Origin of the sequence: Streptococcus equinus, from assembly GCF_900101445.1 — a bacterium.
GTDB lineage: Bacteria > Bacillota > Bacilli > Lactobacillales > Streptococcaceae > Streptococcus > Streptococcus equinus_B.
Genome location: NZ_FNKE01000001.1, coordinates 659,235 through 684,680, shown reverse-complemented (window position 1 = coordinate 684,680; position 25,446 = coordinate 659,235). Strand labels below are relative to the sequence as shown.

Below are 25,446 nucleotides of genomic sequence, written 5' to 3'. Positions count from 1 at the left end.
ATGACAAGAACAGATGAAATGAAAGATTTGACCCTGCTGGGCAATCAAAATACCAAGTATAAATATGACTATGATCCAAGTATTCTAGAATCATTTGACAATCGCCATGTCGATAATGATTACTTTATTAAATTTAATTGTCCTGAGTTTACCTCACTATGTCCGATTACAGGTCAGCCAGATTTTGCAACGATTTATCTCTCATATATTCCTGATAAACTTTGTGTGGAATCAAAATCATTGAAACTTTATCTATTTAGCTACCGTAATCATGGTGATTTCCATGAAAATTGTATCAACACCATTGGTAAAGACTTGATTGATTTGCTTCAACCACGTTATCTTGAAGTTTGGGGGAAATTCACCCCACGTGGTGGTTTGTCAATCGACCCATATTTTAACTACGGCAAACCTGGTACCAAGTATGAAAAAATGGCAGATTATCGCTTGATGAATCATGATTTGTATCCAGAAACCATTGATAATCGTTAAAAAAATAACCCTCGGATTTTCCCGAGGGTTTTGTTGATTACAATTTAAATGAAAAACTAATACCAGAAACGCCGACAGCCATTAGAAGAAGCCCAGCCAAACGACCGACAAAGATAGCTGACAAAGTTGGATTAAATAGGAGGAATAATCCAAGAAGAATGGCGAGAACTGCTGAACTTAAGAAACGGTTAGCATCAAAGAAGCCAGCTTTTTTCATTTGAAAACCACCAATCAAACGTAAGAAACCACTAATTAAAATCCAATAAGCAGCAATAGTCATGACAGCACTTGATAGAGACATAACTGAGCTAGATAGCAGGATAATCCCAAAAACAATGGATAAGATACCTTGTAACAAGTACCAAAGCGAACGATTAACGCTACTTGAATACATAAAGAGACTTGTGAATCCAGACAAGAAAATAATAATAGCGATAATCCAACCAATCATGGCCGTTGTTGTGAAGGGATGAATAAAGAGAAAAAGTCCGATAAGTAGGGCAATAATCCCTGACCAAAGTGATAAACCTTTCATAATGCTACCTCCTAAGTTGTCACCTTAATCATACCACAAATCACGAAAAAAAGATTGTTAGAAGCTATAGAATAGAGAGTTAGAAAAAACAAGTGACATAGGATGTAATATTTTATAACATCAAAATGGAAAAATTTTCAAAAAGTTACAGTAAATGCTTGACAGAAATATTCAGAAAATTTATAATATTTAATGTAATACAAAATTACAATCTCGTTTATGGAGGACATATATATGACAACAGGTAAAGAGTATGTAGCTGGCGTCTTTGAAAAGGTAAAAGCTCTTAATGCTCATGAGCCCGAATTTCTACAAGCTGTAGAAGAAGTGTTTGAATCACTGGTTCCAGTGTTTGATAAATATCCTAAATACGTTGAAGAAAATCTTCTTGAACGTTTGGTAGAACCTGAACGCATCGTTTCATTCCGTGTTCCTTGGGTTGACGACAAAGGTCAAGTTCAAGTGAACCGTGGTTTCCGTGTTCAGTTCTCATCTGCGATTGGTCCTTACAAAGGTGGTCTTCGTTTCCACCCATCTGTAAACCAATCAATCATCAAATTCCTTGGATTTGAACAAATCTTTAAAAACTCACTTACTGGTCAACCAATTGGTGGTGGTAAAGGTGGTTCTAACTTTGATCCTAAAGGTAAATCAGATAACGAAATCATGCGTTTCTGTCAAAGCTTTATGACTGAGTTGAGCAAACACATCGGTGCTGACACTGACGTTCCAGCTGGTGATATCGGTGTTGGTGGACGTGAAATTGGTTATCTTTACGGTCAATACAAACGTCTTCGTAATGAATACACAGGAGTTCTTACTGGTAAAGGACTTACTTATGGTGGTTCTCTTGCACGTACAGAAGCAACTGGTTACGGTGCTGTTTACTTTGCTGAACAAATGCTTAAAGCTCGCGGCGAAGATTTCGCTGGCAAAGTAGCTCTTGTATCAGGTTCAGGTAACGTTGCTATTTACGCAACTGAAAAACTTCAATCACTTGGTGCTAAAGTTGTTGCTGTTTCAGACTCATCAGGTTACGTTTATGACCCAGAAGGTATCGATGTTCCACTTCTTAAACAATTGAAAGAAGTTGAACGTGCACGTATCGTGAAATACGCTGAAGCTCGTCCAAGTGCAATTTTCACACCTGCTAATGAAGGGACTATCTGGTCAATCAAAGCAGACCTTGCTTTCCCATGTGCTACACAAAATGAAATCAATGCTGAACAAGCTAAAATGCTTGTTGACAATGGTGTCATTGCTGTTACTGAAGGGGCAAACATGCCTTCAACATTGGAAGCTATCGAAGTCTTCCAAAAAGCTGGTGTTTCATTTGGTCCTGCCAAAGCAGCCAACGCTGGTGGTGTAGCTGTTTCAGCACTTGAAATGGCACAAAATAGCCAACGTACACCTTGGACTTTCGAAGAAGTAGATGCTAAACTTTACAACATCATGAAAGGCATTTACGAAAATGCAGCAGCTGCAGCCAAAGAATTTGATGCAGAAGGTAACCTTGTTGTTGGTGCCAATATTGCTGGATTCCTTAAAGTTGCTGAAGCAATGTCAGCACAAGGTATTGTTTAACATATTACCTTAGAACCGTACAGACGGATTCAACAAGCCATTTTGTCTTAAAATAATTCTCTAATATCAAATAACCGAATCGAGCTCACCAAGGTGGGCTCTTTTGGTTGCTTGAAAAATTTGCTATAATATTTCTATCGAAAGAGAGGTTCTTCTTATGATTGAAGTGAGAGAAGTAACTGTTAAAGATGCAAAAAATCTGCTTGAGTTTTGTAATCAGGTTGGTTCAGAGACAGATAATCTTTCCTATGGCAGTGAAGGGATGGGACTTTCTGTTGCTGAGGAAGAGAAAATCTTAGCAAAATTTCAAAATGCCAAGACATCTCATTTTTTATTAGCTGAAGAAAACGGTCAAATTGTTGGAACTTGCAATTGTAGAAGTTTTCGAAAAAAACGTTTGTCACATCGTGCAGAAATTGGAATTGCAGTTAAAAAAGCCTGTTGGAATAAAGGCATTGGGCGTAAACTCTTAACATGTTTAATCGATATTAGTCGACAATCAGGTCTTAAAATTCTCTCACTTGAAGTTCGTACGGACAACAAAAGGGCTATTCACCTTTATGAAAGTTTAGGTTTTCGTAGGATTGGAACCTTTGAAGGCTTTATGGAAATTGATGGCGAGTCTGTCGATTTTGACATTATGGAATTATTTTTGGAGAAATCATGATTAAAGAGATTGTAAAAGATACTTTTTTCTTGGCGCAAAAGTCGCAAGAAGCTACAAAAGATGATTTGTATTTAGCGCAAGATTTGCAGGATACCTTAAATGCGAATCGTGCCAATTGTATTGGAATGGCAGCGAATATGATTGGTGTTAAAAAACGCGTGATTATTGTCAACATGGGCTTGGCAGACTTGGTGATGTTTAATCCTGTGATGACAAATAAATCTCTTCCTTTTGACACTGAAGAGTCATGTCTATCACTTCTAGGGTCTCGTCCAACACGACGTTACCAAAAAATTGATGTCACTTTTATGGACAAGAATTGGAATAAACAAAGCCTAACATTAACTGGTTTAGCAGCACAAATCTGCCAGCATGAGTTAGATCATTTAGAAGGAATTATTATCTAAGAAAAGTTGTTAATGCAGCTTTTCTTTTTTTATTGGTCAAAAAAATAATTTCCATGAGAACTTTTTTCTTGACATTAGTTCTCATAAGAACTACAATGTATTTTACAAGAATAAATCTTGAAAAATTTCAGAAAGTGAGGAAAAAATGCGAGACAAAGATCCCTTTTCACAATTTAGATACTTTATTAATTTGATGGAGAATCGGGTACATGAACTCGGTGAGCAGCACGGTGTCGAAAATCTTGCTGGTCCGCAGGGGTTTGCAGTGCTTTATTTACGTGAGAATGAAGACAAGGAAGTTTTCATCAAAGATATTGAGCGTAAACTGAAGATTTCAAAATCTGTGACTAGTAATTTGATTAAACGAATGGAGAAAAATGGCTTTATTGAGGTTGTGCCTTCTGAGGTTGACAAGCGTTATAAGCGTGTGGTCTTAACAGAACTTGGTAAAGCAAAATCCAAAGACATCGATGCTTTTCATGTTGCCATTCATAAGCAAATTTTTGATGGTATTAGCCGTGAAGAACTAGAAATTTCTGGTCGTGTCTTTGATCGCATTTTGAAAAACTTAGAAAACAAGGAGTAACGCATGTTAAAAATTTTTAAACGTTTAACGGTAAAAGAAATCATCATGATGATTATCGCCGTCTTATTTGTGTGTTTGAATGTTTTCTTGGATTTGAAAATTCCAGATTACATGTCTGATATCACATCCTTGCTCTCAACTCAAGGAACAAAAGCAAAAGATATTTTTGCTTGGAATCTAGATGCCCCAGGTATGCGTATGGTCTTGCTTTCTTTAGGAAGTTTTGCAGCCTCTGTAGTTGTCGGGTTCTTAGCCGCACGCATCGCAGCAAGTTTCAGTACGCGTTTACGTGATGATATTTTCCACAGTGTTTTGGACTTTTCAGATGCGGAAATCAAGAAATTTTCAATTCCAAGTCTTTTAACACGTACAACAAATGACATTACTCAAATTCAGTTGGTCTTTACCATGGGACTTCAAGTTATTACTAAAGGACCAATTATGGCAATCTGGGCGATTACGAAGATTGCTGATAAAAACCATGAATGGTTGATGGTGCTGGTTATAGCAGTGGCTGTCATGATTTTGATGTTGATTTTCTTGCTCATGATGGTAATGCCAAAACAACGCATGATTCAAAAATTGACTGATAAATTGAACAGTATTACGCGTGAATCATTGACTGGTATCCGTGTTGTTCGTGCTTACAATGCTGAAAGTTATCAAGATGGTAAATTTGCCAAAGCCAATGATAACGTGACAAACTTTAACCTCTTTATCAACCGTTCAATGGCTTTGATGTCGCCAGTTATGACAAGTATTTCAAGTGGGATGACTTTGGCAATTTATTGGATTGGTGCCTTCTTGATTGAGGATATTGCCATTCCAAAAGACCCAACTAAGATTGCTGGTGCCATGCAAGATAAGGTAAATATCTTCTCTGATATGGTGGTTTATTCATCGTATGCCATGCAAGTTGTTATCGGATTTATGATGATGATTATCGTTTTCTTCATTCTTCCTCGTGCGGTTGTTGCTGCAGGTCGTATTAATGAAGTCTTGGATACAAAACCATCTGTTATTTACCCTGAAGAAAGTAAAGCTCAGCCGGTCGAAAAAGGTTCTGTTGAATTCAACGATGTATCTTTCCGCTACAGCGATCATTCGGAAGCTGTTTTGGAACATGTTTCCTTCAAAGCTAAAGCAGGTGATACAGTTGCCTTTATCGGATCAACTGGTTCTGGGAAATCAACTTTGGTTAACTTGATTCCTCGTTTCTACGATGCAAGTGAAGGAACAATCAAAGTTGACGGTGTTGACGTTCGTGATTACGATCATGATACCCTTCACAAGATTGTGGGTTACATTCCGCAAAAAGCTGTGCTCTTTAGTGGAGACATTGCTTCAAATATGGACATGGGTGACAGCAATAGTTCACCGCTTGATGATGACAAGATGTGGGAAGCACTTGATTTGGCACAAGGTAAAGACTTCGTTGAAAGTAAAGAAGGTCAATTGAAAGCCCAAGTCTCTCAAGGTGGTCAAAACTTCTCAGGTGGTCAAAAACAACGCTTGGCGATTGCACGTGCTCTTGCTCGTAAACCTGAAATTATCATCTTTGATGATTCATTCTCAGCACTTGACTACAAGACTGACCGCATCCTTCGTTCACAATTGAAAGAACGTACAGCCGACATGACAAAATTGATTGTTGCGCAACGTATTTCGACAATCATGGACGCTGACCAAATCTTGGTTCTTGACGAAGGTAAAGTCGTTGGTCAAGGTACTCACGAAGAATTGCTTGCAAATAATGACGTTTATCGTGAAATTGCCTACTCACAATTATCTAAGGAGGAATTAGAAAATGGAAAATAAGAAAAAAGTATCCTTCTATAGCAGAATGAAGCCATACATTAAAGGTTTCCAATTTCCATTTATCCTTGCGGTAATTGGAGCCATTATCTCAGCGACTGTTACTGTTATCGGTCCTGATAAATTAAAAGAAATTACAAATACCATTATGAAAGGCTTGACACCAACTAAAATGGGGACTATCCCTGGTGTTGACCTAGATAAGGTTGGGCAAATTGCTTTAACCCTTGCCATTTTATATGTGATTTCAGCGGTTGTTGGTTACATTCAAAACTTTACAGTAGCTACCATTGTTCAACGTTTCTCTCAACGTTTGCGTGCAGCTATCCAAGTTAAAATTGACCGTGTGCCACTAAATTATTTTGACAGTCATTCACAAGGGGATACACTTTCTCGTGTGACAAATGACGTGGATTTGCTTGGTCAATCTCTTAACCAAAGTTTGGGAACATTGGTCACTTCAGTAGTGCTTTTGATTGGTTCGATTTTCATGATGTTCCATTCAAATGTCAGCATGGCGCTAACAGCAATTGGGTCAGTCTTTATCGGATTCTTGCTAGTTGTTGTGATTATGGGGTCATCTCAACCCTTGTTCAAACGCCAACAAAATAACTTGGCAGCAGTCAACGGTTATGTCGAAGAAATCTATTCTGGTCACAATGTGGTGACAAGCTACAACGCATCTGAAGAAACTAGTCAAGCATTTAAAACCCTTAACACAAATCTTTACAAATCAATGTGGCAATCACAATTCTTATCAGGTATTATGATGCCGCTCATGATTTTCATTGGTAACTTTGGGTATGTTATGGTCTGTGTGGTTGGTGCAGTTAAGGTGATTAATGGCGATATTACCATGGGTGATGTGGTTGCCTTTATGACTTACGTGCGCATTTTCTCACAACCTCTTTCTCAAATTGCTCAAGCCTTCACACAAATGCAATCAGCAACAGCAGCTATGAGCCGAGTCTTTGAATTCCTTGAAGAAGAGGAAATGGAAGATGAATCACACAAAGAACGTCAATTGTCTGATGTTAAAGGTGAGGTTACTTTTGATAATGTCTTCTTTGGTTATTCTAAAGATAAAACCATTATCCATGATTTCTCAGCAGTGGCTAAACCTGGTCAAAAGGTTGCTATCGTTGGACCAACTGGTGCTGGTAAGACAACCATCGTTAACCTTCTTATGAAATTCTATGAAATTGATAAAGGGCAAATTGCTATCGATGGTGTTGACACACGTTTGATGTCGCGTGAAGAAGTCCACGACCAATTCTCAATGGTGCTTCAGGACACTTGGCTCTTTGAAGGAACAATCAAAGAAAACTTGATTTATAACCAAGAAAATATCACTGATGAACAAGTAGTAGCAGCAGCTAAAGCAGTTGGTGTTCACCACTTTATCATGACGCTTCCTGACGGCTATGACACATATCTTGATGATTCTGTTACCCTTTCAATCGGTCAAAAACAACTCTTGACCATTGCGCGTGCGCTCTTGAAAGATGCTCCGCTTCTTATCCTAGATGAAGCAACATCATCAGTTGATACACGTACAGAAGAATTGATTCAAAAAGCTATGGATAAATTGATGGAAGGTCGCACATCATTTGTGATTGCCCACCGTTTGTCAACCATTAAAAATGCTGATTTAATCCTTGTGATGAAAGATGGTAACATCATTGAACAAGGTAATCACGATGAATTGATGACTCAAGGTGGTTTCTACGCAGACCTTTACAATTCACAATTTGAAGTAGCATAAAAAAGAGACCTGCTGGTCTCTTTTTTTGTAAGGAGTTTGTTTTATCCTTATTTTAAGATAATTTGCTATAATGGCAGTAGCATTTAGTTAGGAAAAATTATGACAGAATCTATATATGGAAAATACGCTGATTACCTGCCATTGATTTTAGAAGACTTTAGTCAGCGTATTAAAGAAAAAAATGACCTGGTCAAAAAAGAGACGGGTTATAAGTTATTTGAGCATTTGATTTCACGTGTTAAAACACATGAAAGTATGGTCGAAAAGTGCCAACGAAAAGGCTTTGAAGTGTCGACGGAGTCAGCTTTACGACAAATTCGTGATAGTATTGGCTTACGTATTGTTTGTGGTTTTGTTGATGATATTTACCGCTTGGCTGATGTGATTCATTCTTTTGATAATTGTCACGTGATTGAGGAAAAAGATTACATTAAACATGCCAAACCAAATGGTTATCGCTCTTATCACATGATTGTTGAGGTTGAGACCCCTTATCCAGATTGTCTTGGAAATGAGCAGGGCTCATACTTTATCGAGGTTCAGCTTCGCACCATTGCCATGGATTCCTGGGCGAGTTTGGAACATCAGATGAAATACAAGCATGACATCAAAGACCCTAAGCGTATCGTGCGTGAGCTGAAACGTTGCGCTGATGAATTGGCTTCTTGTGATTTGAGCATGCAAACCATTCGCAACTTGATTCAGGAAAGCTCTCGACTTGAAGGAGACGACTAATTATGAAAGTACTTATAGCAGAAGATGAAGTTCAGATGAACCGCGTGTTGACAACTGCCCTTACGCATGAAGGCTATGAGGTTGATTCGGTTTTTGATGGGCAAGCAGCGGTTGATAGAGCTAAAGAAAATGCCTATGATGTCATGGTCATGGACATTATGATGCCAAGAAAAACAGGGATTCAAGCTGTACAAGAAATCCGTCAAACAGGTAACCAAGCTCACATCATCATGCTAACAGCCATGGCTGAAATTGATGACCGTGTTACAGGGCTTGATGCTGGAGCGGATGATTACCTGACAAAACCATTTTCTCTTAAGGAGTTGTTAGCTCGCCTGCGCTCGATGTCACGCCGAGTGGATACCAATTTTACGTCAAATATTTTAAAACTGGGTAGTGTTACTCTAAATGTTGGTGAGCAGGAATTGGCTAGTCAAAATACTATCCGCCTAGCAGGGAAAGAAGCTAAGATGCTTGAGTTTTTCATGTTAAACCCTGGCAAGAAACTTTCAACGGAGCAGCTTTTCAATCATGTCTGGGCAAGTGATAAGGATGACCCAGAGATTGATGAGGGGTATGTCTTTATCTATGTCTCTTATCTTCGTCAAAAACTCCAATCTGTGGGAGCAAATCTTGTGATTGAAGGAGAAGACATGGGTGATTATGAATTGAAAGAATTGTAGGTGGCGCTATGTTTCGTAAACTTCGTCTACGTTTTATTGCCATTGCTTCATTAGCGATTCTAATTGTGCTGTTTTCGGTTGTTGGTGTTTTGAATTCGGCTCGTCATGTTCAGACTGTCGATGAGATTAATAAAATTTTAACCTTGCTTTCTGATAATGGCGGAAGTTTTCCTAGCATTTCAAAGACGACAAGTGAGCTAGGAAACACTGTATCAGTAGACACTCTTTTTCAATACCGTTATTTTAGTGCCAAAATGGACCATGATGGCAATATCATTTCTTTAAATTCTAGCAATATTTCTGATTTAACAGACCAAGAAGTCAAAGAATTTTTGGAGAGAATCAGTCATTCAAAGGATACAAGAGGGGATTTTTCTTATCATCACCACACTTATTCTTACATGGTGTCAGAAGATAGTCGTCGTACGGATTTAATCGTGGTGCTAGATTCGACTAATCAATTTAACGATAATATGGCTTTGGTGCATTTGTCGATTTGGATGTCAGGGATTAGTTTTATCTTCTTTGTCTTAGTGATTTCGGTTGTGTCTGGCAAGGTTATTAAGCCTTTTATTCGTAATTATGAAAGGCAACGTCGTTTCATCACCAATGCTGGGCATGAGTTGAAGACGCCTCTTGCTATCATTTCAGCTAACAATGAACTGGTTGAGTTGATGAATGGTGAGTCAGAGTGGACTAAAAGCACTAATGACCAAGTAGAACGAATGACAGGCTTGATTAATGGCTTGGTTGCCATGGCACGCTTGGAAGAACAGCCTGAGTTAGTTCTTACCAATGTGAATTTTTCAGATATTGCTAGAGATGCTGCTGAAGACTTTAAAGGACCAGTTATCAAGGATGGCAAGGAATTTGTCATGGACATCCAGCCAAATATTTTCATTAAGGCTGAAGAAAAATCGTTGTTTGAACTTGTTACGCTTTTGGTTGATAATGCTAATAAATACTGTGATTCAGGTGGTACAGTTTCAGTTGCCTTGAGCAAAGGAAGATTATCTAAAGCCAAACTTGAGATTTCAAATACTTACACCAAAGGAAAAGATGTTGATTACACGAAATTCTTTGAGCGTTTTTACCGAGAAGATGAATCGCATAACAACAAGACTTCGGGCTATGGCATTGGTTTATCAATGGCACAAACCATGGTCAAACTTTTCAAGGGCAGTATCTCCGTGAATTATAAAGACGATACCATCACATTTGTGGTGAGTTTGTAAATAATGACAAACAAAAAGGCAGCAATTTCGCTGCCTTTATTTTATGCTTTATAACCTGATAGGCGTTTAACTTGTTCGATACTTTCATTTGGACCGTAGTTGTTTGGGAAACGGTCGAGTTTTGCGATAGTATCAAGGTCATTTTGGCTGAGTTCAAAATCAAAAACGTTAAAGTTCTGTCTGATACGATCTAGGTGAACAGATTTTGGAATGGTCAAAATATCATTTTGAAGTTGCCAGCGAAGAATGACTTGAGCAACGGTTTTACCATATTTTTCAGCAATGCTATTTAGGGTAACGTCGTTGAAGATATCATCCTTTCCTTGGTTAAATGGACTCCATGCTTGTGTTGCCACGCCAAAATCTTCATTAGCTTTGCGAAGCAGATTTTGTTGTTTGTAAGGATGAAGTTCAATCTGGTTAAGAGCTGGGACAATTTCAGTGTTTAAGGCAAAATCAGCGATACGTCCAGTTGAGAAATTAGAAACACCGATAGCTCGAATGCGACCTTCTTTATAAAGGTCAGTCATAGCACGCCAAGCACCATAAGTATCACCGTATGGTTGATGAATGAGATAGAGGTCAAGGTAATCAGTACCAAGTTTTTTAAGACTTTCTTCAAAAGCTTTCTTGGTTTCGTCATAGCCAAGTTGGTTAATCCAAGCTTTTGTTGTGATGAAAATCTCTTCTCGTTTGAGACCTGACGCCTTAATGGCATCGCCAACTGCCTCTTCATTACGATAGAGCGCAGCTGTATCAATCAGGCGATAGCCTACTTCAAGTGCGTTTTCCACGGCTTTTTGGCATTCATCTTGGTCAAACATTTGCCAAACACCAAAGCCGAGTTTGGGGATTTGAACACCGTTGTTTAAGGTTTTAAATTCCATAAGCGTCCTCCTTTTTTCTTTATTCTAGCATAAAAGGCTTACAAGCTTAAAAGATAAGACTTGAACTAGAAAAGTTGACTCTTGTCTGAGAATTCTTCTAAGCTGAGTTTGATTTCATTGATGAAACTTGCTCCGATATTAGAGAGTTTTTTCTTACGATTGGTCACATAACCTAGTGTGTGTTTAGGACTATTTTGCAAAGGAATGAGAACAATCTGGTCTTTAACAAAACTGTTAACAATGCCAAGACCTGAAGCGTAAGCGTCTGTTGCACAGAGTAAATTCATGACGGTCCCACGGTCATTGCTGTAGAGAATACGTTGTTGGTCATGAATATCAAGAGCATCTTCATCAAAGTTTAGCCCTGACTGTTCTTGACGAAAGCGTATTTGGTTATAGCCTTTTAAGTCAGCTTCGGAAATCACGGATTTGTGAGCCAATGGATGGTCACGGCGTAAAAAGACACGCGTTGGAAATTCACCCAGTGATGTAAATTCCAAATCATGATATTGCAAAGCTGATGTTAAAATATGTTCATTTTCATCATCTAGGTAAATAATCCCAAGGTCAGCTTCAAAAGAAGCAACGCTGTCCAAGATTTTTTTAGTGGTCGTTTCAATGGTTTGAAATTCCTGATAATCCTGCTTGAATTCTTGGGCGACTTTGGCAAGAGGAATCGAGAGAAAATCATAGTGGTGTGAGGCAACCGTAAAGCTTTTTTTGAATTCGTCATGATAGCGTTGCTGCAACAAATCCAATTCGCCGATAATGCGCTTAGCATATTTCAAAAAATCATGACCGTCTTCGGTTAAGCGAGCTCCTGTATTGGAGCGCGTGAAGAGTTGAACACCTAATTCATTTTCTAAATCTTTGATGGAGCAAGACAAGTTGGGCTGAGTCATGTATAATTCCTTAGCAGCTTGGCTAAATGAGCCTACACGAGCGACGACTTCGACATAACGACATTGTTGGAAATTCATAAAACATCATCCCTTCTTGTAATAATTGTACTAATTATAGATGAAAAAGATTAAAAAATCAGCAAAATTCTGATAAGAATATCTAAAGCCTTGATAAAAAAATCCTATAGCGGGCGATAACTGCGCTTAATTATTACTTGATTTTATGGCTAGCGATAAAAAGAATAGATTTTTCTAAAGTAGCATAAGCTGTTACAATAAGCTTAGAAAGCTACTCGGAGGTGACGTGTCAATGCTCTTAACAGAAAAGCACTTAAGAAATAGCTCAATTGCTGTTACAATTATTCTTGTCATATCTCTTCTTATTTTTTTAAAATTTTCTTCCTTCAAAGCCTATCAAACTAATAAAGAATCATCTCAAATTCGAAAGGAAGACATTATTCGCATTAATAGTCTAAAGAGTTTGACACATTTACCTTATGAGTAAAAAGAAAGCTGAGAAAAGTTTCTCAGCCTTCTTTTTTTACTTTTTAGTATCATAACTCATTTTTATGGCTGAGCATAAATAAAATAGATTTTTCAAGACTTCTAAAGCGTGATAGTATAATTGCCATACCAAATGAAAAGGAGATTACGCTAATGACAACAAAGAGAGAATGGGTTTTAAAAGCATTTAAAAATGAAACAGTTGACAAAGTTCCAGTCGGATTTTGGTATCATTTCACAAGTGATGATGAACGAAGCGATGGTTTCAATCCTGTTATCTTTAATAAAAACATTGCAGGACACCAAAAATTTATTTCAGACGTCAATCCTGATTTTGTAAAAATCATGAGCGATGGTTTCTTCACTTATCCAAATGATTTCATTCGTGAAGGGATTACCTCAATTAGAGACCTTGAGGGGATTAAGTCTATTGGCGAAAATCATCCTTGGATTAATAAACAAGTTGAACTGGCTAAAAAGATTCGTGAGGATTTTCCTGAAGACATTGCTTCTTTTTATAATATCTTTGCTCCAGCGACTTATCTTAAGTGGCATTTGGCTGGAAAAGGTGGCAATGGGGACCACATTATTGAAGATTTCATCAAAGAAGATGCTGAATTGACAAAACAAGTTTTGGATGTGATTGCTTTTGATATCGGAGTTTTGACAAAACGTTTGATTGAAGAAGCTGGGGTTGATGGCATTTATCTCAGTGTTCAGAATTTGCAGGATTCACGTTTGAGTCATGACGAATATGATCACGTGATTAAACCGAGTGAACTCCACATTTTGCATCGTGCTATTTCAGCAGGCGGAACAAACATTCTTCATATCTGCGGTTATGAAGGAGCTACTAATGATATTTCTTACTATACAGATTATCCAGCAGATGTCATTAACTGGGCGGTTGAATTGGAAGGTGTTAGTCTAGCAAAAGGGCGTCAGCTATTTGGTGGCAAAACTGTTCTCGGTGGTTTTAACAATACAGAGTCGGGACTTTTGTATAAAGGTAGTAAAGAAGCCATTCAAGCAAGAGTTAAAGAATTGCTTGATGAAACTGGACGTCAAGGTGTGGTCATCGGGGCTGATTGCACGGTGCCAAGTGACATTGCATCAGAGCGCATTGCTTGGGTTAAAGAAGCTGTTGCTACTTACGATGAAGTGGTCCTCAAAGAAGCTGTCGGATTTTAAAGTTTTTTAGGAATTAAGGAAAAGTTTTAGGTAAAAAGAAAAGGAGCGGGTTATATGAGTAATAAAAAATGGATTATTTCAGGTAGCGTTGTTTTGGCACTTGTGGCAGCGACAGTTGTGGGACGTCAATTAACAGGTAAGACATCCGCAAGTGCAGACAGTTCGCAGTCAAGTTCTGATAAAGTGACAACCTTGCAAGTTGCTCACACTCAAAACTATGTGCCTTATGACTTTGTCAATGATAAAGGGGAAAGTGATGGGTTTGAAGTTGCGGTCTTGAAAGCTGTTGATGACAAATTAAAAAATTATAAATTTGAATACACTGGAACAAGTGATGAAGATTTGTTAATCGGACTTGAATCTGGCAAGTACGACATCGGAGTCAAAGGAGCTTGGTACACTGAAGAACGTGCCCAAAAATTTGTTATTCCTGACCAAGCAATCGGAGCTAGTGTGATTGGCTTTGCCATTCGAAAAGCTGACGAAAACAAATACAAAGATATTGATTCCTTTGCCAAAGACGGTGGTAAATTAGTTCCAATCTCACCACAAAATGCGCAGTACAATGTCATTCAAGAATACAACAAAAAAGCAAAACACCCAATTGAACTCAAAGAATCAGAAAGTTTCTCAGTCGCTGACGCTTATGCCTGGGTGCTTGAAGGACGCTACGACGCTTATTTCTCAATCAAATTGTCATTTGAAGAAGCTGTCCAAAAAGAAGACGGTGCTTATCATCAATACGCTGACCAATTGACATGGTTCCCATATAAGGGAATTGAAACTTACCCATTGATTCATAAAAATGATACCAATAAAGCTTTTGCAAAAGAATACGATAAAGCCATTAAAGAATTGCAAAAAGATGGTACAATCGCAAAACTTTCAGAAAAATACTTTGGAGAAGATGTCTTTAGTTATGTAACAGATTAGGAGGTAGCTATGGTTTCTTATGAACCGTCTCGTGTGATAAGAGTTATTCCAGATATCTTGTCAGCTCTACCTCTTACCTTATGGGTTTTAGTCTTGACCGTTTTATTAGGCAGTTTATTAGGGTTCTTGCTAGCTTGGGCACAAGTATCGGCTGAACATGGTTTTTCATCACTTGCTAGAGCTTATGTGTTTATCTTAAGATGTACCCCACCAATTGTTCTTATCTTCCTTGTTTTTTATGGTTTACCTCGTTTTTTAGAATGGTGGTTAGGTATTGATGTTAATGGTTGGTCACGCTCGGTGTTCGTGATTTTAGCAATGACCTTGTTATTTGCGGCTAGTATTTCTGAAGTCTTCAAATCTTCTTATTTGGCCCTTCCAAAAGGGCAACTAGAAGCAGGGCTAAGTATCGGTTTAAGTGAATATGAGACTTTTGTGCGAATTCTTTTGCCACAAGCTTTCAGAATTGCTCTTCCTAACATCACTAGTGCGGTGATTAATTTATTAAAAGATATTGCCCTTGCCTATACGATTGGTTTGGTGGATTTGATGGGTGAAGGCAACCTCATCATTTCAAGAAATATGGGCAATTATTCATTAGAAACTTACACAGCGGTTGCAGTTATTTATTGGATTTTAGCACTGATATTATCTGTAGTGACTCATGTTGTCGAAAATCAATTGGAAACTAAAGGGGGCTAAGGAGGAGATTATGGATTTTTCTTATATTGTTGAAACATTTGTTAAAGCCCTTGCTGGTATTCCAGTGACGCTTGGCATTATGGTGGTTTCCATTTTGTTGAGTTTTTTTCCAGCTCTTTTCTTGGCACTTGGTCGTATCTATAAGGTAAAAGGTGTGACTACTTTTTCAGTGATTTACCTTGCTTTTATTCGCTCAACGCCAGCCATTTTATTGATTTTATTCTTTTATAGTTTATTTCCAAGTTTATTGAATCAGTTTTTGAAAGCTCTTGGCATCAATATTTTTGAGTTAAACCCGATTTATTATGCTTATGTTATCTTTGGACTTATGACAACTGGGAGCCTTTCAGAGATAATCCGCTCGGCAATTTTGACGGTTAATAAGGGGCAGTTAGAGGCAGCTCTTGCGATTGGTTTGACGACAAAGCAAGCTTATCTGAGAATTGTCTTTCCCCAAGCCATTCGTCAGGCATTGCCAAATTTCTGTAATTTGGTGATTAATCTTGTCAAAGGTACCTCTCTTGTTTTTGTGATGACAGTGAAAGATATTACAGCGATTGCGAAAGTGGAGGCTGCTTATGGTTATCATTATTTTGAATCTTATTTTGTTATTTTCATTATCTACATTGTTATATGTGGAGTAATTCAGTACATCTTTAAAATTCTGGAAAAGCGTAGCCAATTAGTGGGATAATGTGAGGAGAAGTTTATGCTAACAGTTAAAAATATTGAAAAATCTTTTGGAGATAAGAAAGTATTAGATGGCATTAGTTTAACGGTCAATCAGGGAGATGTTGTGGTTATTCTAGGGCCATCAGGGTCAGGAAAGACAACCTTTTTAAGGTCTTTAAATTACTTAGAACATGCTGATTCTGGTGAGTTGGAATTAGATGGAAAGACTTATGATTTAGCTAAAATCAATCGTAAAGATGTGCTAGAAATTCGCAAGAAAACAGCTTTTGTTTTTCAAAATTATAATCTGTTTGCCAATAAAACGGCTATTGAAAATATTTTAGAAGGCTTAGTGATTGCCAGAAAAGTTCCAAAGGAAAAGGCAATTCCTATTGCTGAAAATGCCCTAAAAAAAGTAGGGCTTTTGGATAAAAGAGATTTTTATCCAAGTCAATTATCTGGTGGGCAGCAGCAACGTATCGGAATTGCGCGTGCAATTGCTGTTAAGCCAGAAGTGATTTTGTTTGACGAGCCGACATCAGCCCTTGACCCTGAATTAATCGGTGACGTTCTTGATGTCATGAAAGAATTGGCGCAAGAAGGAGTGACCATGGTTGTCGTGACGCATGAAATGAGTTTTGCGCGTGATGTAGCTACCCATGTTATCTTCATGGAGGGTGGTCATATCATTGAAGAAGGTGACCCGAAAGAATTCTTCACACGACCAAAAGAAGAACGCACTAAACAATTTTTGACACGCATTATTCCAGAATTAAATATTGACCCAGTGATATAGATGGCTCTTATGAGATTATTGAAAAAGAAGAAGTAAAAAGCTATGTTATGACTGGTTTTATCAACTGAACTAACTACCTAAACAAAAGGAGGCTGATACATTTCAGCTTCTTTTTAAGTGTTGTGCTATAAAAAATACTTATGGCACAGCATAAAATATTTAGAGTACACGACTATAGAAGAATTCTTTATAATACCTTTATAACGTTTGGAGGGATATTATGTTAGATTGGGGCTTTGTTTATGAGAATATTCCCCTGTATCAACAAGCTTTGGTGCTTACGATTCGTTTGGCTCTATTTGGCATCTTGGGAGCGATTATTTTAGGCTTTTTCATTAGTTTGATTAAGTACTACAATGTAGCTATTTTAAGTCAAATTTGCCAGATTTATATTGAATTGTCTCGTAATACGCCACTTTTGATACAGCTTTATTTTCTCTATTATGGCTTGCCTAAAGTTGGAGTGGTTTTACCATCGGAGCTTTGTGCGATTGTTGGTCTAATTTTTTTAGGTGGTTCTTACATGGCGGAGTCATTTCGTTCAGGGTTGGAAGCAGTGTCCAAAAGACAGTATGAAGTTGGTTTGAGCATCGGATTATCACATCTTCAGAATGTTTTTTATGTCATCCTTCCTCAAGCAATCGCAGTTGCACTTCCGTCGTTGGTTGCTAATATCATCTTTCTTGTCAAAGAGACGTCTGTCTTTTCAATTGTTGCACTTTCTGATTTGATGTACATTGCTAAGGATTTGATTGGACTGTATTATGAGACCGATGAGGCGTTGTTAATGTTGGTAGTTGCTTACTTGATTATTCTTTTACCGATTTCACTATTGGCAAGGGTACTAGAAAGGAGGTTGCATCATGCAGGTTTCAGGACTCCAGGTGCTGTTTCAGGGAAATAATCTTTTGCGACTCCTTAAAGGACTGTTAGTTACGATTAATATTTCCCTAGTGTCCATTCTTATTTCAGTGGTTTTAGGATTCTTGTTTGGTTTTATAATGATTTCACGCTTTAGAGTGATTCGCTTTATTTCACAAATTTATCTAGAATTTATTCGAATCATGCCACAATTAGTCTTGCTCTTTCTTGTTTATTTTGGTTTAGCTAGAACTTTTAATCTCAATTTATCTGGTGAAGTAGCAGCACTTATTGTCTTTTCAATGTGGGGGACAGCTGAGATGGGAGATCTTGTTCGCGGAGCGTTGACATCACTACCAAAACACCAAATTGAAAGTGGTCTTGCTCTGGGATTAAACAATCGACAGTTATTCATTTACGTTGTTATGCCACAAATTTTACGACAATTATTACCCCAAGCGGTTAATCTAATGACACGAATGATTAAAACAACGTCATTAATTGTTTTGATTGGTGTTGTCGAAGTGGTAAAAGTTGGTCAAGAGATTATTGAGGCTAATCGTTTGACGGTACCTAGCACCGCAATTTGGATTTATGGCTTAATCTTTATGATGTATTTTGCTATTTGCTTTCCAATCTCGAGATTGTCAGTTTATTTAGAAAAACGTTGGAAGGAGTGAATCATTTGGCAACAATTTTAGAACTTAAAGATATTGAAAAATCTTATGGCGAGCAAAAGATTCTCAATCAAGTTTCGTTTTCCGTTGAAGAGGGTGAAGTTTTAGTCATTCTAGGTCCGTCAGGTTGTGGAAAATCAACATTACTTCGTTGTATCAATGGCTTGGAACCAATTCAAGCAGGAAGAGTTGAACTTGAAGGCAAGGAAATTTTAAAAGAGTCTAAAAATCTTCCTCTTGTTCGCCAAAAAATCGGCATGGTATTTCAATCCTACGACCTTTTCCCACACTTAACAGTTCTAAAAAATCTTTTATTAGCACCAGTAAAGGTTCAAAAAAGGTCAGTAGAGGAAGTGAAGGGCGAGGCATTAAAACTACTTAAGCGAGTTGGTTTAGAAGGAAAAGAAAATAGTTATCCTCACGAGTTATCTGGCGGTCAGATGCAAAGGGTTGCTATTGTGAGAAGTTTACTTTTACATCCTGAAGTGCTTCTATTTGATGAAGTTACAGCGTCACTTGACCCTGAAATGGTTAGAGAAGTTTTAGAGTTGATTGGGGAACTTGCACATGAAGGTAGGACAATGATTATTGTGACGCATGAGCTACAGTTTGCAAAAGCGATTGCAGATCGTGTGATTTTTCTTGAAAAGGGACAAATTGTAGAAGAAAGTGATGCGAGATTATTTTTCAGGCAACCAAAAACTCAACGTGCGCGTGATTTCTTGAATGTCTTTGATTTTTCTACAGTTGGTTAAATAGGTAATAAAATTTTAAGGAGTTATATATGAAAATTGTAAAACGTTTGTTAGCGATTGTTAGTCTTTTATTAATTGTTTTTGCTGCAGGATGCTCAACTTCAAAATCCTCAACAACTAAAAATTCATCTTCAGCTACGTCAACAGCCAAAGCTCGCTCTCTTGATGCAATCAAGAAGAGCGGTACCATTAAAATTGGAGTTTTCTCAGATAAAAAACCGTTTGGTTATGTTGATGACAAAGGAAAATACCAAGGATATGATGTTTATTTTGCAAACCGTTTAGCAAAAGATTTGGGTGTTAAAGTTAAATATGTTTCAGTAGACCCAGCAAGTCGTGTTGAGTATTTGACATCAGCTAAAGTAGATATTATTCTTGCCAACTTTACAGTGACTGATGAACGTGCAAAACAAGTTGATTTTGCTTTGCCATACATGAAAGTAGCGTTAGGTGTCGTATCGCCAAGCAATCAATTAATTTCTGACGTTGATGCTTTAGAAGGAAAAACTTTGATCGTTGGCAAAGGAACAACAGCTGAAACATACTTTGAAAAACATTATCCAAAAGTAAATCTTTTAAAATTTGATCAGTACAGCGAAGCATATCAAGCACTGTTAGATGGTCGAGGTGACGCGCTATCAACTGACAATACAGAAGTTTTAGCATGGGCTTTGGAAAATAAAGGTTACGAAGTTGGCATTACAAGTTTGGGTGACACAGATACCATTGCTCCAGCAGTTCAAAAAGGAAATACTGAGCTTCTAGATTGGATTAATGATGAAATTAAATCTTTGGGTGATGAAAACTTCTTCCACGAAGACTATGACAAGACATTAGCTCCAGTTTACGGTGATGCTGCAAAAGCAGATGACTTGGTCGTAGAGAGTGGTGAAGTTGATTAAAAAATCAACAATGTAAAAATTAAGAAATCTGAGATTGATTGTCTCAGATTTTTTCGTGATTTATTTGAATGCTATAACATTTTTTAGTAAGAGTCGCTTTTTTTTCGGAACAATGATAAAATGGAGTGTAGACTAAAAAATTATAAGAGAAGAAAATGACTAAGAAAATTGGCGTCGGAAAGGCGCATAGTAAGATTATTTGGATGGGTGAACATTCAGTTGTTTACGGCTATCCTGCTATTGCGATTCCTCTTCAAGGAATTGAAGTAGAATGTCGTATCTACCCAGCTGATGAAAAAATTCACTTCGATTATTATGATACCCTATCAACTGCCGTTTATGCGGCTTTAGAATACCTTAACCATACAGATGTCGCTATCTCGTATGACATTCGTTCAGAAATTCCACAAAAACGTGGCATGGGCTCATCAGCGGCGGTTTCTATCGCAGCCATTCGTGCAGTCTTTGACTATTTTGAACAAAGCATCGACATGGAGACGCTTGAAATTTTGGTGAACAAGGCAGAAATCATTGCCCACTCAAACCCAAGTGGACTAGATGCCAAGACTTGCCTCAGTGACAAAGCCATCACTTTCATTCGAAATATTGGTTTTAGCACGCTTGATTTGGACTTAGATGCTTATCTGGTTATTGCAGATACAGGCATTTATGGCAATACGCGTGAAGCTGTCGAAAAAGTTGCCCAAGCAGAAGAAAATAACTTGCCACATTTGGCTGCCTTGGGTGATTTGACTGAGCAAGTCCAAAAGGCAATTACAGAAAAAGCTATTCAAAAAATTGGTCCCTTGATGACCAAAGCTCACGCTGAACTTCAAGCTATCGGCGTTAGTATCGACAAAGCTGATCAATTAGTTGAGATTGCTTTGGGAAATGGTGCCCTTGGTGCCAAGATGAGTGGTGGCGGACTCGGGGGCTGTATTATTGCCCTTACTGAGACAAAAGCCCAAGCAGAAAAAATTAGTAAAGCATTAACAGAAGGAGGAGCGGTTCAAACGTGGATCGAAAAATTGTAACGGTAAAATCATATGCCAATATCGCTATTATCAAATACTGGGGGAAAGCTGACGCAGCTAAGATGATTCCAGCAACCAGCAGTATTTCGTTGACACTGGAAAATATGTTTACCACAACAAGTGTTTCCTTTCTACCAGATTCAGCCAGCCACGATGAATTTTACATCAATGGTGTCTTGCAAGACGACAAAGAGCATGCTAAAATTTCTGCCATCATCGATCAATACCGTGGGCAGCGTTCAGAATATGTCAAGGTTGAAACAAGCAATAATATGCCAACAGCTGCAGGGCTTTCATCAAGTTCAAGTGGCCTTTCAGCTCTTGTTAAAGCGTGTAACGAACTCTTTGAAACTGGTTTAAGTCAAGCAGAACTTGCTCAAAAAGCAAAATTCGCTTCTGGCTCATCATCACGTTCATTCTTTGGACCACTTGCTGCTTGGGACAAAGATTCTGGTGAAGTTTACCCTGTTCAAACAGACCTCAAACTTGCCATGATTATGCTTGTCTTGAGTGATAGTAAGAAACCAATTTCTAGCCGTGAAGGTATGAAACGTTGTGTTGAAACATCAACAACGTTTGAGAATTGGGTCAAACAATCTGAACAAGATTACAAAGATATGCTTGCCTATCTTAAAGATAATGATTTTGAACGTGTTGGGGAATTGACAGAGCGTAATGCCCTTGCCATGCATGATACCAATACACATGCCAACCCACCTTTCAATTATTTGACAGATGACAGCTACAAAGCAATGGACTTTGTTAAACAACTGCGTTCAGAAGGTGAGAAATGTTATTTCACTATGGACGCTGGACCAAATGTCAAAGTTCTTTGTTTAGAAGAAGACTTGGAACGTTTGACAAAACGTTTTGAAGAAAACTATCGTGTCATCGTTTCACGAACTAAGGAATTGTAAGATGAAAATGATTAAGGTTCAAACTGGTGGAAAGTTGTATATCGCTGGTGAGTATGCGGTATTAACACCAGGTCAAACAGCCATTATCAAAAATATTCCTATTCACATGACTGCAGTGGTCAAGGAAGCAAGGGCTATCAGTCTTTTTTCTGATATGTTTGATTATGCGGTTGGCATGACGCCAGATAGCAAGTATGCGCTGATTCAGCAAAGCATAATGACTTTATTTGATTATCTTGGCAAGTCTGCTGAAGAAATGCCAGCCTTCTCTCTTGAAATCACTGGTAAAATGGAACGTGATGGTAAGAAATTTGGTATTGGCTCAAGTGGGTCAGTTACTGTTTTAACTCTAAAAGCTCTATCAGCTTTTTATGACTTGAATTTATCAGCTGACGTCTTATTCAAGTTAGCGTCATATACCTTGCTAAAATTAGGTGACAATGGTTCGATGGGGGATATTGCTTGTATTGCATACGATGATTTGGTTGCTTTTACCTCATTTGACCGCCAGCAAGTCGCAAAGTGGACTGCTGAAGAATCTATTCAAGAAGTCCTTGATAAAGATTGGGGTTATCGAATCGAAAGAATTAAACCAGCATTGCCTTGTGAATTTTTAGTTGGCTGGACCATGCAACCATCAATTTCAAGAGATATGATTAATCTAGTGAAATCAGCCATCACACCTGAATTTTTAGCAGAAACACAAAAACAAGTTCTTATTTGTCAAAAGGCTCTAGAAAGTGCTGACAAAGAAAATGTTAAAACATCACTTCAAAATGTGAGTGATTTGTTGCTAGGCTTAAGCTCAGCTATTTACAACGACAAACTTTTAGCCTTAAAAGCTGCCGAAGATGGTCTAGATGTGATTGCTAAATCATCAGGTTCAGGTGGTGGTGATTGTGGTATTGCAATATCATTTAATCGTGAAGATAGTCAAGTACTTATCAAGCGTTGGCAAGAAGTTGGTATTGAGCTACTAGACATGGAGGAATTAGCATGATGAATCGTAAAGATGAGCATATTAAGTATGCATTGAAATACCAATCTCCTTATAATTCCTTTGATGAGATGGAATTGATTCACCATTCTCTTCCAGATTATGATTTGAGCGAGATTGATTTGCATACGCATTTTGCGGGACGTGATTTTGACTTTCCGTTTTACATCAATGCTATGACAGGTGGCTCAGAAAAAGCAAAAGCCGTCAATCGTAAGCTTGCTCAAGTAGCACAAGCGACTGGTTTAGTCATGGTAACTGGGTCATATAGTGCTGCGCTGAAAAATCCAGGGGATGATTCTTATCCAAGTAAAGCAGATTACCCAGATTTGCTTCTTGCAACTAATATTGGTATTGACAAACCATATGAACTTGGCCTTAAAACCATTGAGGAAATGCAACCCATTTTCTTGCAAGTTCACGTGAATTTGATGCAGGAGCTTTTGATGCCTGAAGGTGAGCGTGAATTCCGTTCTTGGAAGCAAAATCTAGTTGATTACGCAGCTAAAATGCCAGTTCCAGTTATCCTGAAAGAAGTCGGTTTTGGTATGGATTTAAAAACGATTGAAACTGCTTTTGAGCTGGGGATTAAAACTTTTGATATTTCAGGACGTGGTGGAACAAGTTTTGCTTATATTGAAAATCAACGTGGGGACAATCGCTCCTATCTTAATGATTGGGGTCAAACGACTGTTCAAAGTCTCTTGAATGCTCAATCTATGATCGATAAAGTTGAGATTTTAGCATCTGGTGGAGTTCGTCATCCGCTTGATATGGTGAAATGTTTAGTACTTGGTGCTAAAGCCGTTGGACTATCACGTACGGTTTTAGAGTTGGTAGAAAAATACCCAGTTGAGAAAGTCATTGATATCATTAACGGTTGGAAAGATGATTTGCGTCTTATCATGTGCGCTCTTAATTGCAAAACCATCGAAGATTTAAAAGAAGTCGATTACCTTTTATACGGAAAATTACAAGAAGCAACAAAAAAACACTGATTTTAATCAGTGTTTTTTATATTACAACATGAAATACACGATTGCGATGTATTGTAAGATAGATGCAAGTAGGATGAACAAATGCCAAATCATGTGGTCATAAGGACGTTTTCTAGCGTAGAAAATCGCACCGATGGTATAAGCTAAACCACCTGCCAGCATCAAACTCCAAAAGACAACGCCAGTTTTACTAATAATACTTGGAATGATAAAGACAACCAACCATCCCATTAGCAAATAAAGAAAGAGTGAGAATTTATCATTGATTTTTTTAGCAAAAATCTTGTAAAGAATACCAAAAATGGTTGCTCCCCACTGTAAGACAATGATTAAGTAACCTAACCAGCCACCAACAAGTGAAAGAGCAACTGGTGTGTATGAACCCGCAATGGCAATGTAGATCATACTGTGGTCGATAATGCGTAAGACAAATTTTTGTGGTGAGTCATATTGCATTGAATGGTAAATTGTTGATGACATGAACATCAAAAACAGGCTAATGTCAAAAATTGACATCCCAACAGCAGCCTGCATGCCATAGTGGTGATAACTGTAAATAGCTGTAATCGGCAAGAGTACCAGCATTGCAACAGCACCGACAGCGTGAGTGACACTATTTGCAACCTCTTCACCAAAAGAAAGACGTTTACTAAGTTTTAAAGTCATGCTAGCTTTCATGGGATTCTCCTTCTAATGCGTGAACCAATTCATGGGTTTGAAAATACAATTTTAACGTTTGACAAGCTGAGACAACCACAGGAGGTAAATTATCAACTTTTTCACCATTCATACAAGCAACAAAGTCATCGTAGCGTTTTTGTGACTGGTCTTCAGCGGTCAAGAGTGCCAAAGTTTGGCTGATTTCTTGGATAGAAAAAACATTTTTCAATGCTGTAATAACAATCAATCTAGCCACTTGCTTACGATTGTATTTCTTTTTAACAGGTTTTTCTAAGTGACCATGTTTGACATAATTATTTATCATAGAAGCTGTCAAGCCTTTTTCATCCTGTTGATTGGCTTTTCCAACTTGATTAACGTAAAGAAGTACTTGATCTAAGTACAAATCAATCTCTGGTAATTCAGACCATTTTGGATAATTTGGTTTCATAAAGTTATATTTACCTCTTTATCTAGTATTAATAACTAGATTATATAATTATCAAAAATTAAAGTCAAGAAAAAACCTATCCACTGGATAGGTTTTTCACGAG

At 37.9% G+C, this 25,446-nt stretch carries 28 protein-coding genes; 23 read left to right on the top strand and 5 right to left on the bottom strand.

Translation table 11 applies throughout. The annotated features are described in order from the left end of the window. Positions 1–492 (top strand): preQ(1) synthase, encoded by a 492-nt coding sequence (queF, locus tag BLR83_RS03420; protein ID WP_074560359.1) that lies wholly within the window; start codon positions 1–3, stop codon positions 490–492. Between the two features lie 37 nt (positions 493–529). Here the strand turns inward: queF and BLR83_RS03415 are convergent, their stop codons facing one another. Beyond that, on the bottom strand, positions 530–1,027 hold the full coding sequence (locus tag BLR83_RS03415; protein ID WP_074560357.1) for a DUF308 domain-containing protein: 498 nt from the start codon (positions 1,025–1,027) through the stop codon (positions 530–532). Between the two features lie 234 nt (positions 1,028–1,261). On the opposite strand from BLR83_RS03415, the gene gdhA reads away from it, so the two are divergent. From gdhA to BLR83_RS03370, 9 genes are all read left to right on the top strand, one after another. Continuing rightward, entirely contained in the window at positions 1,262–2,611 is a 1,350-nt protein-coding gene (gene gdhA, locus BLR83_RS03410) for an NADP-specific glutamate dehydrogenase (RefSeq protein WP_074560355.1), read from the top strand. 157 nt (positions 2,612–2,768) lie between these two features. Next, positions 2,769–3,278 carry a GNAT family N-acetyltransferase gene (locus tag BLR83_RS03405; RefSeq protein ID WP_074560353.1) on the top strand — a complete coding sequence of 170 codons (510 nt, stop codon included), beginning with the start codon at positions 2,769–2,771 and terminating at the stop codon, positions 3,276–3,278. Continuing rightward, positions 3,275–3,685, top strand: coding sequence for a peptide deformylase (locus BLR83_RS03400; protein ID WP_074560351.1), 411 nt, complete (start codon positions 3,275–3,277; stop codon positions 3,683–3,685). The genes BLR83_RS03405 and BLR83_RS03400 overlap by 4 nt, the downstream gene beginning before the upstream one ends. Before the next feature lie 145 nt (positions 3,686–3,830). Next, the gene (locus BLR83_RS03395) at positions 3,831–4,271 is read left to right on the top strand and encodes a MarR family winged helix-turn-helix transcriptional regulator (RefSeq protein WP_039696758.1); all 441 of its coding nucleotides are present in this window, start codon (positions 3,831–3,833) and stop codon (positions 4,269–4,271) included. A 3-nt stretch (positions 4,272–4,274) separates the two neighbouring features. Beyond that, positions 4,275–6,089 carry an ABC transporter ATP-binding protein gene (locus BLR83_RS03390; protein WP_074560349.1) on the top strand — a complete coding sequence of 605 codons (1,815 nt, stop codon included), beginning with the start codon at positions 4,275–4,277 and terminating at the stop codon, positions 6,087–6,089. Further along, complete coding sequence (locus BLR83_RS03385; RefSeq protein ID WP_074560347.1) at positions 6,079–7,851, top strand: ABC transporter ATP-binding protein; 1,773 nt, start codon at positions 6,079–6,081, stop codon at positions 7,849–7,851. The genes BLR83_RS03390 and BLR83_RS03385 overlap by 11 nt, the downstream gene beginning before the upstream one ends. A gap of 99 nt (positions 7,852–7,950) precedes the next feature. After that, the gene (locus BLR83_RS03380; RefSeq protein ID WP_074560345.1) at positions 7,951–8,586 is read left to right on the top strand and encodes a GTP pyrophosphokinase; all 636 of its coding nucleotides are present in this window, start codon (positions 7,951–7,953) and stop codon (positions 8,584–8,586) included. Between the two features lie 2 nt (positions 8,587–8,588). After that, on the top strand, positions 8,589–9,269 hold the full coding sequence (locus BLR83_RS03375) for a response regulator transcription factor (protein WP_074560343.1): 681 nt from the start codon (positions 8,589–8,591) through the stop codon (positions 9,267–9,269). Positions 9,270–9,277: 8 nt separating this feature from the next. Next, a complete protein-coding gene (locus BLR83_RS03370) occupies positions 9,278–10,504 on the top strand; it encodes a sensor histidine kinase (protein WP_074560341.1) in 1,227 nt (408 codons plus the stop codon). 41 nt (positions 10,505–10,545) lie between these two features. Here the strand turns inward: BLR83_RS03370 and BLR83_RS03365 are convergent, their stop codons facing one another. Then, a complete protein-coding gene (locus BLR83_RS03365; protein ID WP_074560339.1) occupies positions 10,546–11,391 on the bottom strand; it encodes an aldo/keto reductase in 846 nt (281 codons plus the stop codon). A 65-nt stretch (positions 11,392–11,456) separates the two neighbouring features. After that, positions 11,457–12,371, bottom strand: coding sequence for a LysR family transcriptional regulator (locus BLR83_RS03360; protein WP_074560337.1), 915 nt, complete (start codon positions 12,369–12,371; stop codon positions 11,457–11,459). A 579-nt stretch (positions 12,372–12,950) separates the two neighbouring features. Here BLR83_RS03360 and BLR83_RS03350 point away from each other — a divergent pair. From BLR83_RS03350 to fni, 13 genes are all read left to right on the top strand, one after another. Continuing rightward, positions 12,951–13,988: a uroporphyrinogen decarboxylase family protein gene (locus BLR83_RS03350; RefSeq protein WP_074560336.1), complete on the top strand. Its 1,038-nt coding sequence runs from the start codon at positions 12,951–12,953 to the stop codon at positions 13,986–13,988. Between the two features lie 54 nt (positions 13,989–14,042). Further along, entirely contained in the window at positions 14,043–14,921 is an 879-nt protein-coding gene (locus BLR83_RS03345) for a transporter substrate-binding domain-containing protein (RefSeq protein WP_074560334.1), read from the top strand. A gap of 9 nt (positions 14,922–14,930) precedes the next feature. Beyond that, positions 14,931–15,623 (top strand): amino acid ABC transporter permease, encoded by a 693-nt coding sequence (locus BLR83_RS03340; protein WP_074560332.1) that lies wholly within the window; start codon positions 14,931–14,933, stop codon positions 15,621–15,623. 10 nt (positions 15,624–15,633) lie between these two features. Continuing rightward, complete coding sequence (locus tag BLR83_RS03335) at positions 15,634–16,317, top strand: amino acid ABC transporter permease (RefSeq protein ID WP_074560331.1); 684 nt, start codon at positions 15,634–15,636, stop codon at positions 16,315–16,317. A gap of 15 nt (positions 16,318–16,332) precedes the next feature. Further along, a complete protein-coding gene (locus tag BLR83_RS03330) occupies positions 16,333–17,091 on the top strand; it encodes an amino acid ABC transporter ATP-binding protein (RefSeq protein WP_074560329.1) in 759 nt (252 codons plus the stop codon). 220 nt (positions 17,092–17,311) lie between these two features. Next, positions 17,312–17,995, top strand: a complete 684-nt coding sequence (locus tag BLR83_RS03325; protein ID WP_074560327.1) for an amino acid ABC transporter permease — start codon at positions 17,312–17,314, stop codon at positions 17,993–17,995. Then, positions 17,955–18,632, top strand: coding sequence for an amino acid ABC transporter permease (locus BLR83_RS03320; RefSeq protein ID WP_074560325.1), 678 nt, complete (start codon positions 17,955–17,957; stop codon positions 18,630–18,632). The genes BLR83_RS03325 and BLR83_RS03320 overlap by 41 nt, the downstream gene beginning before the upstream one ends. 5 nt (positions 18,633–18,637) lie before the next feature. Further along, positions 18,638–19,384: an amino acid ABC transporter ATP-binding protein gene (locus tag BLR83_RS03315; RefSeq protein ID WP_275887358.1), complete on the top strand. Its 747-nt coding sequence runs from the start codon at positions 18,638–18,640 to the stop codon at positions 19,382–19,384. Positions 19,385–19,413: 29 nt separating this feature from the next. Then, on the top strand, positions 19,414–20,286 hold the full coding sequence (locus BLR83_RS03310; RefSeq protein WP_074560321.1) for a cysteine ABC transporter substrate-binding protein: 873 nt from the start codon (positions 19,414–19,416) through the stop codon (positions 20,284–20,286). A gap of 155 nt (positions 20,287–20,441) precedes the next feature. Further along, entirely contained in the window at positions 20,442–21,320 is an 879-nt protein-coding gene (gene mvk, locus BLR83_RS03305; RefSeq protein ID WP_074560319.1) for a mevalonate kinase, read from the top strand. Further along, positions 21,302–22,237 (top strand): diphosphomevalonate decarboxylase, encoded by a 936-nt coding sequence (gene mvaD, locus BLR83_RS03300; RefSeq protein ID WP_074560317.1) that lies wholly within the window; start codon positions 21,302–21,304, stop codon positions 22,235–22,237. Before mvk ends, mvaD begins: the two co-directional genes overlap by 19 nt. A gap of 1 nt (position 22,238) precedes the next feature. Continuing rightward, on the top strand, positions 22,239–23,237 hold the full coding sequence (locus BLR83_RS03295; RefSeq protein WP_074560316.1) for a phosphomevalonate kinase: 999 nt from the start codon (positions 22,239–22,241) through the stop codon (positions 23,235–23,237). Next, on the top strand, positions 23,234–24,232 hold the full coding sequence (gene fni, locus BLR83_RS03290) for a type 2 isopentenyl-diphosphate Delta-isomerase (RefSeq protein ID WP_074560314.1): 999 nt from the start codon (positions 23,234–23,236) through the stop codon (positions 24,230–24,232). The genes BLR83_RS03295 and fni overlap by 4 nt, the downstream gene beginning before the upstream one ends. A 21-nt stretch (positions 24,233–24,253) precedes the next feature. Here the strand turns inward: fni and trhA are convergent, their stop codons facing one another. Together trhA and BLR83_RS03280 are read right to left on the bottom strand one after the other, a co-directional pair. Beyond that, entirely contained in the window at positions 24,254–24,910 is a 657-nt protein-coding gene (gene trhA, locus BLR83_RS03285; protein ID WP_039696776.1) for a PAQR family membrane homeostasis protein TrhA, read from the bottom strand. After that, entirely contained in the window at positions 24,900–25,343 is a 444-nt protein-coding gene (locus tag BLR83_RS03280; protein ID WP_074560313.1) for a DUF1836 domain-containing protein, read from the bottom strand. Before BLR83_RS03280 ends, trhA begins: the two co-directional genes overlap by 11 nt. Between the last annotated feature and the right edge of the window lie 103 nt (positions 25,344–25,446).